The organism is Alistipes sp. DJF_B185, from assembly GCF_964250025.1.
Lineage (GTDB): Bacteria > Bacteroidota > Bacteroidia > Bacteroidales > Rikenellaceae > Alistipes > Alistipes finegoldii.
Window position 1 is genome coordinate 1 of the sequence record NZ_CAXUDY010000021.1, and the last position, 13,376, is coordinate 13,376.

At 58.7% G+C, this 13,376-nt stretch carries 10 protein-coding genes and 2 tRNA genes; 5 read left to right on the forward strand and 7 right to left on the reverse strand.

Annotated features, from left to right (window positions below):
* Nucleotides 1-241: 241 nt before the first annotated feature.
* From mutS to ACESTR_RS14945, 3 genes are all read right to left on the reverse strand, one after another.
* On the reverse strand, nucleotides 242-2,935 hold the full coding sequence (gene mutS, locus ACESTR_RS14935) for a DNA mismatch repair protein MutS (protein WP_373179394.1): 2,694 nt from the start codon (nucleotides 2,933-2,935) through the stop codon (nucleotides 242-244).
* Nucleotides 2,936-3,030: 95 nt separating this feature from the next.
* A complete protein-coding gene (locus ACESTR_RS14940; protein WP_009598292.1) occupies nucleotides 3,031-3,606 on the reverse strand; it encodes a uracil-DNA glycosylase family protein in 576 nt (191 codons plus the stop codon).
* Entirely contained in the window at nucleotides 3,599-5,014 is a 1,416-nt protein-coding gene (locus tag ACESTR_RS14945; RefSeq protein ID WP_302281917.1) for an ATP-dependent RecD-like DNA helicase, read from the reverse strand. The genes ACESTR_RS14940 and ACESTR_RS14945 overlap by 8 nt, the downstream gene beginning before the upstream one ends.
* Nucleotides 5,015-5,068: 54 nt before the next feature.
* Between ACESTR_RS14945 and ACESTR_RS14950 the strand changes: the two genes are divergently transcribed.
* From ACESTR_RS14950 to ACESTR_RS14960, 3 genes are read left to right on the forward strand one after another with little or no spacing between them, the layout of a single operon-like run.
* Nucleotides 5,069-5,701 carry a hypothetical protein gene (locus ACESTR_RS14950; protein ID WP_014776411.1) on the forward strand — a complete coding sequence of 211 codons (633 nt, stop codon included), beginning with the start codon at nucleotides 5,069-5,071 and terminating at the stop codon, nucleotides 5,699-5,701.
* Nucleotides 5,702-5,723: 22 nt separating this feature from the next.
* Complete coding sequence (locus tag ACESTR_RS14955) at nucleotides 5,724-6,290, forward strand: hypothetical protein (protein ID WP_244076618.1); 567 nt, start codon at nucleotides 5,724-5,726, stop codon at nucleotides 6,288-6,290.
* Nucleotides 6,281-6,817, forward strand: a complete 537-nt coding sequence (locus ACESTR_RS14960; protein WP_244076617.1) for an RsmD family RNA methyltransferase — start codon at nucleotides 6,281-6,283, stop codon at nucleotides 6,815-6,817. The genes ACESTR_RS14955 and ACESTR_RS14960 overlap by 10 nt, the downstream gene beginning before the upstream one ends.
* A gap of 324 nt (nucleotides 6,818-7,141) precedes the next feature.
* Here ACESTR_RS14960 and ACESTR_RS14965 read toward each other — a convergent pair.
* From ACESTR_RS14965 to ACESTR_RS14980, 4 genes are all read right to left on the reverse strand, one after another.
* A tRNA-Asp gene (locus ACESTR_RS14965) sits at nucleotides 7,142-7,218 on the reverse strand.
* A gap of 192 nt (nucleotides 7,219-7,410) precedes the next feature.
* On the reverse strand, nucleotides 7,411-9,234 hold the full coding sequence (locus ACESTR_RS14970) for a fimbrillin family protein (RefSeq protein WP_270389056.1): 1,824 nt from the start codon (nucleotides 9,232-9,234) through the stop codon (nucleotides 7,411-7,413).
* A 136-nt stretch (nucleotides 9,235-9,370) separates the two neighbouring features.
* Nucleotides 9,371-11,065 (reverse strand): helix-turn-helix domain-containing protein, encoded by a 1,695-nt coding sequence (locus tag ACESTR_RS14975; RefSeq protein WP_279183721.1) that lies wholly within the window; start codon nucleotides 11,063-11,065, stop codon nucleotides 9,371-9,373.
* A 119-nt stretch (nucleotides 11,066-11,184) separates the two neighbouring features.
* Nucleotides 11,185-11,261, reverse strand: a tRNA-Asp gene (locus ACESTR_RS14980).
* 308 nt (nucleotides 11,262-11,569) lie between these two features.
* Between ACESTR_RS14980 and ACESTR_RS14985 the strand changes: the two genes are divergently transcribed.
* Both ACESTR_RS14985 and ACESTR_RS14990 read left to right on the forward strand, forming a co-directional pair.
* Nucleotides 11,570-12,115, forward strand: a complete 546-nt coding sequence (locus ACESTR_RS14985; RefSeq protein WP_014776408.1) for a cysteine dioxygenase — start codon at nucleotides 11,570-11,572, stop codon at nucleotides 12,113-12,115.
* An 83-nt stretch (nucleotides 12,116-12,198) separates the two neighbouring features.
* A complete protein-coding gene (locus tag ACESTR_RS14990; protein WP_270392160.1) occupies nucleotides 12,199-13,365 on the forward strand; it encodes a MalY/PatB family protein in 1,167 nt (388 codons plus the stop codon).
* Nucleotides 13,366-13,376 lie beyond the last annotated feature (11 nt).

Below are 13,376 nucleotides of genomic sequence, written 5' to 3' on the forward strand. Positions count from 1 at the left end.
CTGAAGAAAAGTGTATAATTATTTGATTATCTTTTGCTTTACACTTTTTTATACCTCTGTTTTTTATCCCCGGAAATTCGTTACGAGATTCGGGATTTATATTTGACGCTGCGCCGGCACGGCCGCAAAAAGAGAGATTTCGCACGGAAGGGAAAATCTCACACGGAGCGGCGCAGCACGATTTCAGGGACCGTGCGGCCCATATCGCGAAACCGGTCGAACCGGAATAAACGGCGCCAGCCTATATGCCGGTTATCTTCTTGATTTCGTTGAGCTTGTTGAGCGCTTCGATCGGGGTCAGGGAGTTGATGTCGAGTCCCTTGATCTGGTCGCGGATCTGCACCAATACGGGGTCGTCGAGCTGGAACATCGACAGCTGCATGTTCTGCGGCGCTCCGTTTTCGGCAGCTTCCTTGACCGAAGGCGAAGGTTTCTTGCCCCGGTTCTTGATGCTCCGGCTGGGCACGATTTCGTTGTTGCCGTAGACCAGTTCGAGGTTGCGCAGGATTTCGTCGGCGCGCGACACCACCGACACCGGCATGCCGGCCATGCGGGCGACGTGGATACCGAACGAGTGTTCCGTGCCGCCCCTTTCGAGCTTGCGCAGGAAGACGATCTGGTTGCCCATCTCCTTGACGCTCACGTGGAAGTTCTTTACGCGCGGACACATCTGCTCCATCTCGTTCAGTTCGTGATAGTGCGTGGCGAAAAGCGTCTTGGCATGCGCCGACGGATGGTTGTGCAGGTACTCGACCATGGCCCATGCGATCGAAATGCCGTCGTAGGTGCTCGTGCCGCGGCCGATCTCGTCCAGCAGGACGATACTGCGGTCCGAAATGTTATTGAGGATGCTGGCCGATTCGAGCATCTCGACCATGAAGGTCGATTCGCCCTGCGAAATGTTGTCCGAGGCTCCGACGCGGGTGAAGATCTTGTCCACGACGCCGATATGGGCCGACTTGGCGGGTACGAACGACCCCATCTGCGCCATGAGGATAATCAGCGCCGTCTGCCGCAGCAGGGCCGACTTACCCGACATGTTGGGACCCGTGATCATCATGATCTGCTGCTCCTTGTCGTCGAGCATCACGTCGTTGGGAACATACTCCTCGCCCACGGGCAGCAGGGTCTCGATCACCGGATGGCGTCCCTGACGAATGTCGATGAGCTTGCCGTCGTCCAGCACGGGACGCACGTAACGGCGTTCGCAGGCCAGACGGGCGAAAGACTGCAGGCAGTCGATACGGGCTACGACGGCCGCATCGCGCAGGAGATGCGACAGCGAGCGGCTTATGTGGTCGATGATGTCGGCATAGATGCGCTGTTCGATGACGAGCATCTTCTCCTCGGCGCCGAGGATCTTCTCTTCGTACTCCTTCAGCTCCTCGGTGATATAGCGTTCGGCATTGGCCAGCGTCTGCTTGCGGATCCACGTCTCCGGCACCTTCTCCTTATGGGCGTTGCGCACCTCGATATAGTAGCCGAAGACGTTGTTGTAGCTGATTTTCAGCGAAGGAATGCCCGTCGCTTCGCTCTCGCGCTGCTGGATGCGGGCCAGATAGTCCTTGCCGTGGAGGGCGATGCGGCGCAGATCGTCCAGTTCGGGGTCCACGCCGTCGGCGATCACGCCGCCCTTCTGAATCTGGTTGTTGAGCGGATCGGGATAGATCTCGCGGGCGATGCGGTCGCGCACCCCTTCCAGCAGGTCGATCTGTCCGGCCAGTGCGTGCAGCTGCGCGTCGTCGGTCGATTCGAGCGCGGCCTTGAGCAGCTCGACGGCGAAAAGCGAGTTTTTCAGCTGCACCAGCTCGCGGGGCGTGACGCGCGCCGCGGCGATGCGCGAAGCGATACGCTCCATATCCCCCACCAGCGCCACCTGCTCGCGCACGACGTCGGCCAGATCGGCGTCCCGGACGAATTTCTCGACCACGTCCAGCCGCTCCCCGATCTTCACGGGGTCCTTGATCGGCATGGCGATCCACCGTTTCAGCAGACGGCCGCCCATCGGCGTCAGCGTACGGTCGATGACGTCGGCGAAACTGCACTTCTCGCGGGCGCCGTTCGACGAGAAGAGTTCGAGGTTGCGGATCGTGAACTTATCGACCCAGACGTAATCCTCCTGATCGATACGCGATATGGAGGTGATGTGCGCGATGTCACGGTGCTCGGTGAATTCGAGGTAGTAGAGAATCGCCCCGGCGGCCGAGAGACCGCTGGTGAAGTGATCGACGCCGAATCCCTTGAGCGAGCGGGTGCCGAACTGCTTGCAGAGCTTTTCGCGGTTCACCTCCTCGGAGAAAACCCATTCGTCGAGGCGGTAAGTATAGAGTTTTGACCCGAAAGCGTCGGAAAAACGGTCTTCGTAGCCGCGCTGGTAGATGACCTCCTTGGGCGCGAGGTTGGAGATGAGTTTGTCGATGTAACTCTCCGAACCTTCGGCCACGTAGAACTCGCCCGTCGAGATGTCGAGGAACGCCACGCCCGTGGTCTGACGGCCGAAATAGACCGACGCCAGAAAGGCGTTCTCCTTGTTGGCCAGAATATTGTCGCCCAGCACCACGCCCGGCGTCACCAGCTCGATAACGCCGCGCTTGACCAGTCCCCTGACCTGCTTGGGATCCTCCAGCTGTTCGCAGATGGCGACACGTTCGCCCGCCCGCACCAGTTTGGGCAGGTAGGTGTCGATGGTGTGGTAGGGAAATCCGGCCAGCTCGACATAGGTGGCCGAGCCGTTGGCGCGTCGTGTGAGCGTGATGCCCAGAATGCCGCTGGCCTTGATCGCGTCCTCGCCGAAAGTCTCGTAAAAGTCGCCGACCCGGAAAAGCAGGATAGCGTCGGGATGCACCGCCTTGATGGAGTAATATTGCTTCATCAGGGGGGTCTCGACATATTTTTTTTCTATTTTCTTCTCTGCGTTCACAATAAAAAATTGCATGTTATTTTCACACAAAGATAACGGAATTTAACGGTCCCGCCAAGCCTAAACGGGAAATTATTTTCGGGTTATCTGCTACGAAGGCGCACCGTATATTACAGAATTTCATTATCTTCGAATACTTTGCGGTAAAATCCTGCCTTCCACTCGACCGGGCGCGGATAGGCCCTCGACGACGACGGCATGCGCCAGAGCCGCATGCTGCGCCCGGCATATTCGAAGGCTACGCTTTCGCCCACCGCAGGTTCGCCGCAGCCCGTAATGGCGCGCAGCGTATCGGTCGCCTTCTGCCCCGTCGTAACGAGGGTGCGGCAGTGGGGAATACGCGCCAGCAAAGCCGCCAGATCGACCTCGCGCACCACTTGAAGAAAATTGTCCGACGCATTGTCTTTCAGTCGGATGACTTCGACCGCCGTATCGTACAGCGCAATCCCCCGCTCGCGGCAGAACGCCTCGATGCGCTCCTTGTCGAACTTCCGCCCGCCGGGCATCAGGAAGTGCGACTTGTCCCCCGCGGCGAGGTAGCCCACGATGCGCCACATGTCGTTCTGCAGGTTGGGATAGAAGAAGTCCATCGACCAGCGGATGCGCTTGGGCGGGAAACTGCCCAGCATCAGGATGCGGGCGTTGGCGGGAAGAAACGGTTCGAGCGGATGGAGTTCGCTATTCATAGAATTTTTCATCGAAATTTACAAGATACAATTTATCCGTGGCACGCGTCAGGGCCGTATAGAGCCAGCGCAGCATGTCGCGTGTCATCGGCTCGTCGCCGAACAGGCAGCGGTCGACGAAGACCGCCCGCCACTGTCCGCCCTGCGCCTTGTGGCAGGTCACGGCGTAGGAAAACTTCACCTGAAGGGCGTTGAAGTGCGGATTTTCACGTATCTCCTTGAAGCGTTTGAGCTTGCTTTTGACGTCGAGATAATCCTTCTCGACCTCGTAGAAAAGGCGTGTCGATTCCTCGCGCGTGAGCGACGGGGATTCCGAAGCGATGGTGTCGAGCAGGATCTTGCACTCCAGCTCGGCATCCTCGTAATCGGGGAATTCGAGCACGACGTCCGCAAAGCGGAAGCCGTAGAAATCCTCGTAGCGCCGCAGCCGCTTGAGCCGCGCGATGTCGCCGTTGGCGATGAAGTGCATGGGGCAATCCTTGTTCCGCTCCGTAAAATAGTAGTTGTTCTTCACCACCATCAGCATGTCGTTGCTTTCGATCTCCTCCTCGGCGAACGTCACGTTGCGGCGGATACCTTCGTTATAACGGTTGGCGCGCTTGTTCGAGCGGGTGATGACGATGGTTTCGTCGCGGCCGTACTTGGCGTAGCAATCCTGCAGCTTGTCGAGAAACTCCCCGCCTTCGACCGCCTCGATGTCGGGATAGTCCGTTTCGAAGTGCGGAATCTCGTAGATGCCGTTTTCGAGCATGCAGCGCACCAGCGTGGCGTTGAACAGAATGCCCGACTCGGCCTCCTGACGCACGACCTCGTCCATCGTACCGTACTCCACGTCGCCGAAGCGGGCCAGCACCGACGGGTCGAGCGCCGGGCTGCAATCGGCCCCCACGGGCGGCAGCTGGGCGCTGTCGCCGACCAGAATCAGACGGCACGCGCGGCCGCTGCGGACATACTGCACGAGGTCCTCCAGCAGTGATCCGGAACCGAACAGCGCCCCGTCGCCCGAACCGTCCGACAGCATCGAAGCCTCGTCCACGATGAAAACGGCCCCCTTTTCGGTGTTGATGTTGAGCGAATATTTCGATTCATAATCGGCGTTGGTCCGCTGACGGTAAATCCGCTTGTGGATGGTAAGTGCCTTTTCCTGAGCGTATTGGGCCAGCACCTTGGCGGCCCGGCCCGTCGGAGCCAGCAGAACGGGTTTGATATTCAAATCCTTAAGCGCACCGACCAGCGCCGCGATCAGAGTCGTTTTGCCCGTACCCGCATACCCGTTCAGCACAAAAATCCGGGAAAAATCGTCGTCTGCGAGATATTCGGACAACTTTTCTATAATTTTTTTTTGCCCAGAAGTTGTTTCAAAACAAATTTTAGCGTAAATTTGGGTCGCAATACGTGTGCTAAACATGCGTCGGTTTTATTTTGTGCAAAATTACAAACAAATATTAGATTAGCTTAAAAAATGAAAAAAATCGCTCAAATCATTCTTGCTGTAGTTATCGTGGCGCTGGTCTACGTTATCTACGACCAGATTTCTACCCCGATCCGTTTCGAGCAGGAGATGAAGGCCAAGAAAGCCCAAGTCATCGACCGCATCAAGGACATCCGTACTGCACAGCGCGCGTTCAAGTCGAAGTACCAGCGCTTTACGGGCAGCTTCGATACACTCGCATCGTTTATCCTGAACGACTCTCTGGAGCTTGAGCGTAAGATTGTCGACGAGGACGACTCGGTGGCCATGGCCATGCTGAAGAAGATGAACAAAAAGAACGTCGAGAAATTCACGGTCGCCGTTATCGACACCATCTTCTCGCCCAAACGCCTTTCGCGTCAGGATGTAGAGGACCTGCGGTATATCCCCACCACCGACAAGCAGGCTCAGTTCATCATGGAGGCCGGCTCTGCCGTCGCATCGAACGTGACGGTGCCCATCGTGGAGTGCCGCGCGCCGTACAAAATGTTCCTCGACACGGTGGCTTACCGTCAGGAGATCATCAACCTGATCGACGACGAGGAGAACAACTTCAACCGCTACGCCGGTGTCAAGTTCGGTTCAATGGAGGCAGCCAACAATGAAGCAGGCAACTGGGAGTAACACTCCGCAATCCATAAACAAGGTGTCCATTCAGCTAACGTTGGATGGACACTCTTTTTCGGCGCCTGCGCTGTCCGGGGAGTTTCCGGGCGACGGTCCCGTGGAGGTCGAACTGCTGACACCCCGGACGATGCTCGTGCCGGAGGAGCTTTTCGACGAAGAGCACGCCGGGGAACTGCTGGCCGCCGCCGGCATGGCCGCACTGCCCGGAGAGCGCGCCGTATGGAGCGCGCCGCAACAGAATGCCGTCGCCGTCATGGCCGCGGCGGAAGATGCGCTGGCTGCGGTGCATGAACGCCTCGGCGACCGTGCGCGCTACACCACCCCGCTGCTCTGCGTACCGCAGGCAAGCGTTCCGACCGTGTGGATGTATTACGCCGCGGGACTGTTATATATAAAGGTATACGACGGCAAACTGCGTTTTGCGGAGGTCGTACCCGCCCCCGACGAGGCCGACCTGCTATACATGCTCGAACGGCTCGGAAGCGAATTCCGGCTCAGGGATTACACGCTTCGCATCGGAAGCAGCGACGGCCGGGCGTTGAAACGGAAGCTCGGCGGATATTTCAGACAGATCATATGCGAATAGTAAGCGGAAAATACAAGGGCCGGGCCATCAACCCGCCCCGCAACCTGCGGGCGCGGCCGACGACCGATTTCGCCAAGGAGAACCTCTTCAACGTCCTCGGCAATCTGCTGGATTTCGAGGAGTGCGACGTGCTGGACCTCTTCGCGGGAACCGGCTCGATCAGCTATGAGTTCGCATCGCGCGGAGCGCGGAGCGTAACCTCGGTGGAAATCAATCCGGTACACTACAACTTCATCCGCCAGACGGCGGCGCAGCTGGGCATCGGGAACCTCTATGCGGTCAAAGCCAACGTCTTTCTCTACCTCAAAAGCTGTCCGAAACAGTTCGACGTGATTTTCTCGGACGCCCCCTACGATCTGGCGGGCAGCGAGCAGGTCGTAAGGCTGGTGCTCGAAAACGACCTGCTGCGTCCCGAAGGCGTGCTGATTTTCGAACATTCGAAGAAGATGGATTTCTCCGCATATCCGGAATTCTGGCAGCAAAGGAGCTACGGGAGCGTGCAGTTCTCCTTCTTCCGGAAACCTTAAGCGTCGGGAACGGGATTCGGCGTCAGCCCCCGCGGCTGTCCGGCCCTCTTGGCGGCACGGGCAAAACAGGTGCCGGGCATCCGTTGTCGCCGCATCGCCCCTTTTAGCGGAAAAATCCGGCTCCCCGGCGGCCGGCACGTCCCAACATACTTGCAGACAGGCGATTTCATACGCCCCGCCGGCGGGACAACGGAAAAATCGGCAACATCCCCGCATACGGGAGCTGCCCGCAAAAATCCGCCCTGTCTTCCGCCCGGCACCCCTGCATACGAAAAAACCTGCAACTTGGAGTTGCAGGTTTTTCATTTGCCGACTCCGGTCGGCTGGCGGTGCGTAGGGGACTCGAACCCCTGACCCCGTGCGTGACAGGCACGTATTCTAACCAGCTGAACTAACGCACCATTCCGGTTATTGCGAGTGCAAAGATAATACAAAAAACCGAAACTGCAAATATATTTTCAACACTTTTACACGCTTCCGGACGAAAAATCCGATTCGGCGCGGCTCCAAACGAAGGTCTGCCCCACCGCCGGCATCTTTCGGGATGCCGGCAACGGAGCAGACCGTTGCATCGTACGTAAAACAGGACGGGGCTATTCGACGTCCCGCACGCACCTTATATAGTTGGCGTCGGGGCCGGCGGTCGTTCCGCCGCCGTTGCGGGGAGTTCCGGCGAAGGACCACGTAGCCGGGTTCCTGCCGCCGCGGCTGGAGGCCATGCTGGCCACCCAATAATAATCGGCATTCAGCGGAGTGAATCCGCTCACGCCGTACAGCGGGGTTTCGGCAACGGGCACATTGTCGGCTCCGTAGGAGCTTTCGACCGCACCGCCCATGGTGTATATGAGCGTCATCTCCATCATGGTCGGCCTCCGCCAGCCCTGCGGACATACGAAGCCGCTCCATACGACCTTGCCTGTTGCAGCGTCGGCGTTGGCCACCTGCAGCTTACGGGGTATGCGGTCGGCATCGGTGCCCCAGTCGTGATCGGGCGTGGTCGTCCAGTTGTCGTGGAACACCTGAAGCTCCGCTCCGAAAGCGGAGTTGTAGGCCGAAGGAATCACGCCGCCGTCGGCATCGCGGGAGACGATGACGGGGCCTTCCGGACGGCTCGTATCGACGTAGGGATACTTCTTCCCTCCGCCGGGCGCGTCTTTCACGCACCTCGCGGCCGTAATGCCGACCTTCGGCATGTAGAGTCCCATCCACGGCATGATGTTGTAACCCATTGCGCTCTGGCCCGTCGGATCTTCCAGCGAGGTCGTCGAAGTCCAGTAGGAGGCGAAGCGCAGGTTGTTTTTCTCCATGCCGTTCATGTAGAAAAGTATCATCAGCCCTTCGTTATAGGTGGGTAGACGGTAGCCGGAAGCCTCGCAGGCGCTCTTCGCATCGGCCCAGCTCACATTGGCGGCTTCGGCCGCATCCACGGGCGCCAGCAGGAACGCCGGCATGGCGTTGTCGGTATAGTCGAGCGGCTTGCTGCCCGGAATGACGAGGTCTATGGTATACTCCTGCCCCGGCAAGAGCTGGAACAGGTCTTCGAAGGGGAATCCCAGCTTGGTGCCGTCGACCGTAACCACGATGCGGGCGTTGTAGGTGATATTCTGGGGAATCAGATAGAGATGTCCTCCTTCGGCCGTGACATCGGTCATGGTCTCGGAGGCGGTTGCGTACTCCTGCCCTGCGTCGCATTTGAGTTTCAGCTCGTATTCGGTGGTCGAAAAATCGGAAGTGGTGGACCATGTCATGGAGCCTTGGTTTTCGGCGTCCAGCGCAATACTCCCCTGCCACTGAATACCCCGCACGGCGATTCCGGAGATCTTCTCGCCCTGCCCTTTGATCCTGAATCCGATTTTGGACATCACGGAGCGAAGCTCCAGTGCGACGGGTTCTTCGCTGCGCGTCAGGTTCAGCTGCGGGGCGGCGATACATATGTCATTGTGACACTCCGTGGCCGAGGGCATCTCGTACTCCAGCACGGGAGCTCCCGGACGGGAGGAATCGCTCAGCGAAAGTCCGCTGCCGGCCGCTGCATAGGGCGAGCAGGCGAAGAACGACAACTTGCCGGTGCTGCTCTCCGGCCAGTACTTCACGGGATCGTACGTCCACTCCCCGTCCACGTTTTCGAGCAGCTGGTTGCACATGAAATTCGGCACCGCATCGACGCTCCACGGCGTGTCGCCCGTCTCATATCCGAAAATCCCGATCTGCGAACCGGAAGCCGGAGCGACGAACGACGGGGCGAACTTCACGGCGTACTCTTCCGGCTCATCGGGCTTAGGATCGGGTTCGGGCTCCGGAACCGATCCCGAACCGGGATCTTCAGCCGGATCGTCGCCTCCGCATCCCGGAGTCAAAGCCAGTGAAAACAGGGCCGCCAACAGAAAAAATCTTTTTAGAAGGAGTTGAATCGTCATAATGAAAAGGTTTTAAAATGGATGTTCCCGGAACATGTCTACAAAATTAGACGACGGTTCCGGGAAATACAAACGGATTCGACCGTTGAAACGTAAATTGATGTTTCGGGGTGTCGAATCCTTGCGGCAGGCGGCGTCAATCGGCCTTGCGCGCACTGCCGTACATCTTCCTCATCTCCTCCCTGAATTTGGTCGGCAGCATGCCGATCGCCTTCCGGAAGGTGGACGAGAAGGTTTCGGGCGTCGCGAATCCCAGCTCGTAGGCCAGCACCTTTATCTGTATGTCGTTGTCCGTTTCGGAGAGTATGCGCCGGGCCTCGCCGATGCGGCGGGAGTTGATGTATTGCGAAAAGGACATTCCGCCGTTCTCGTTGATCGCCCGCGAAAGGTAGGAGCGGTTGGTTCCGAGCCGGTCGGCGACCTTGTCGATGGTTATGTCCCGCTCCCGGTATATCCTGTCGGTTTTCATCAGCCGTTCGAATTCCGCGAACAACGCCTGCCCTTTCTCGTCGGAGAGCGACGAGACCGTGTATTTTCCGCTGCCGTCCGACTGTCCGTAGAGTTTCTCGATCACCTGCTCCCTGCGGATCAGTTCGTGCTGCTGCCTTACGATCTGACGGTAACGCTGATTCTTGCGCCAATAGGTGATGAACAGTGCGGCGAGCAGTCCGGCCAAGATCACCACGACGAAAACCGTAACGTTCAGCTTCTGTTTCTCGCGCAGAAGGTCCAGTTCCTTTTCGCGCAGCTCCTTCTCCTGTTTTTCGGATTCGTACTGCACGCGAAGCTCGTTTATGGCCCGCTCCCGCTCGACGTTGAATATGCTGTCGAATTCGTGGTGGTAGTTCTTGTAGTACTTGAGCGCCGTGCGCGGTCGGTCGGCCAGCTCGTAAGCCTCGGAGAGTTTCTCGTAGAGCTGATAGCGGTAGAAGGCGTTGTTGCGCTTGTTGACGAAGTCGAGTCCCTTCTCCAGCACCTCGGCGGCTTCGGCCGCGGCGCCCTTCCCGATCAGATAACTGCCGTAATTGAGGTATGCCAGCGTGTTGCTTTTCTCCGTGCCGACATGTTCGAGCGAACGTTTGTAATAGGCGGCCGCCTCACTCTCACGCCCGACACGGACCAGTATGTTGGCATAGAGACTGTAGGCTTCGGCGTACTCGATGTACTTTCCCCCGACGTCCAGCGCCCTGCCGATATGATCGAGCGCAGCGGCATAATCCCCCAGCAGATAATACATGTAGGCCGTGACGAAGGAGCCGGAATAGAGCAGCAGCGGATCGTCGTTGGCCGTACCTATGTCGATGACTTCGAGCGAGTATTTCAGTCCGTTGGGGTCGTTGCGCAGGTAATGGGCCATCGCTATGTTGTTCAGAATGACCGGATAGGAGTGTTTGTCGGAGCTTTGCTCGGCATACTTGAGCGCTTTCATGAAGTACGAAAGCCCTTCGAGGTAGTTCATCTCCATCTCCGAGGTGTAGATGGCCAGCGCATTGTTGATCGCAGCAAGCGCGCGGTAATCCTCCAGCCCGGCCGCCAGATCGAGCGCACGGCCGTAATAGTACTTCACCGAATCGCTGACTTCGCGCGCCAGCGCATGTCCGGTGTAGATCAGGCCGTAGAGCGAAGCTTTGCGGTCGTCCCGCTCCCGCCCCAGCTCCAACAGCCGGCCCGCGACGACGGCCACTTCGTCGAAATTCCCCTTTTTGCTCTCGCCGGTGGCGTATTCGATCAGCGAATCGACATCCCGGCCGGACGGCCGGAGGGCCGCTGCGGCCATGCCGTAATACACATGTATCAGGAAGAGGAAAAGTAGTGTTTTTCGCAGGCTCATCATCGAAAAGTTTGTAGTGCAAAGATAAGAAATTGATTTTACAGCGGAAGCCGCGCCCCGATAAACTTGCTCCGAAAAAAAAATCTCCGATCGGATTCGATCGGAGATTTTCGATTTGCTGGCGGTGCGTAGGGGACTCGAACCCCTGACCCCGTGCGTGACAGGCACGTATTCTAACCAGCTGAACTAACGCACCATTCCGGTTATTGCGAGTGCAAATATAGTGTAATTTTTTTAATCGGCAAATGCTTTCGGGGATTTTTCGAAAAAAGAAAATCGCACAGATTCATAACTCGCTGTCTGTCAGAAGTGATTATTGCATGAAAAAGTTTGCTTTTTTGCCTGCGCAGGGAATAGAACGGCCACAGGGAGCCCGCGGCGGCGGAACCGCCCAGCCCCGCAGGTTCCGGTCTCGGCGCCGCCGGACGGGAAATAAGTATTTTTGCTGTAGGCGGCCCGCCCTATTTCCGCTATTTTTGCAACATATCGGATTTCACACGGATTATGAAAAAGACGACACTCGCCGACAACCTGCCCGAATGTTCCGCCGCAGCCGCGGGCTTCGGGGATTTCTTCTCCGGCCTGCTGGAGACGACCGCCGCAAAAACGATAGACGACGCCCTCGGACAGCAGATTCGGGCGTATGTCCTCGGCTGGCTGCAAACGCATCCCCTGACCGCGTTCGACGACTATTCCGACACGGCATACCGGCGCACCTACCTCGGACGCTGCCCCGCCACCGGCTGGGAGGCGATCGTGATGAGCTGGAAAAACGGCAACCGGACCAGCATCCATGCGCATCCCCAATTCGCGGGCTATCACATTGCCGACGGCACCTTCCGGCTCGAAATATTCGAACCTGCGGCCGGAGGTGCGGCGCGGCTGACGGAGAGCGCCGTCGTGGAGGGGCCTTGCGCATTCTTCGCCGTAGGGGCGCCGGGGCGTTTCGACAACCACATACACCGCATCACCTGCCTGAGCGACACGGGCCACAGCCTGCACGTCTACTCCGACGACGCCCTGCGGGGCGAGGTCTACCGGGAGGAATAGCGCCCCGCCGCAAAAATCCCCCGCCCCGCTGAAACATCGGCGGGCGGCGCGACGTATTATATAACAACGAAGAACATGCGACGATGAAATACGATTTCGACGAAATAGTCCCGCGCCGCGGGACGCACTCGGTCAAATGGGAGCTGGACAGCGATCCCGACATACTGCCCATGTGGGTGGCCGACATGGATTTCCGTACGGCGCCGCCCGTCGTCGAAGCGCTGCGGCGGCGGGTCGAGCACGGCATATTCGGCTATGCGCAGGCGCCGCAGGCCTATTACGATGCGGTCGTGAAGTGGTTCGAACGGCGTCACGGCTGGCGCACGGAGCCGGAGTGGATACTCCATACGACGGGTGTGATTCCGGCGCTTTCGGCCATTCTGAAGGCCCTGACGCAACCGGGCGACAAGATTCTGGTGCAGACGCCCGTCTACAACCACTTCTTCATCTCGATCCGCAACAGCGGATGCCGGACGGCAGAAAACGACCTGACCTACCGCGGCGGCGTCTATACGATCGACTTCGCCGATCTGGAGCGCAAGGCAGCCGATCCTGAGGTCAAAGCGATGCTGCTGTGCAATCCGCACAATCCGGCCGGGCGTGTCTGGTCGCCGGAGGAGCTGCGCAGGATCGGCGAAATCTGTCTGCGCAACGGCGTCTTCGTCGTGGCCGACGAAATTCACTGCGAGCTGGTCATGCCGGGATTCCGCTACACGCCGTTCGCATCGCTCGGCGAAGAGTTCCTGCACAATTCGGTCACCTGCTGCTCGCCCAGCAAGGCGTTCAACCTCGCCGGACTGCAGGTCGCCAATATCATCGCGGCCGGCGAAACGGTGCGCGCAAAAATCGAAAAGGCGTTACGCATCAACGAGACGGGCGAAATCGGTCCCTTGGCGATCGATGCGCTGATCGCCGCCTACGACCGGGGCGCGGAGTGGCTCGACGCGCTGAACGAATACCTGCACGCCAACTATCTTTTCCTGCGGGAGTACTTCGCGCAGCACCTGCCGCACTGCCCCGTACTGCCGCTGGAAGGCACCTATCTGGTGTGGGCGGACTGCCGGGCCGCGGGACTCGCGTCGGACGAACTGGCGGAACGTCTGCTCGCCGAGGGCAGACTGCGCGTCAATTCGGGCACGATGTACGGTGCGGCGGGCGCAGGCTTCATCCGGCTGAATATCGCCTGCCCGCGCACGCTGCTCGCCGAAGAGCTTGATCGGCTGCGGAAGGTGCTCGAATTGCGGAAATAGCTAAAAGGCGG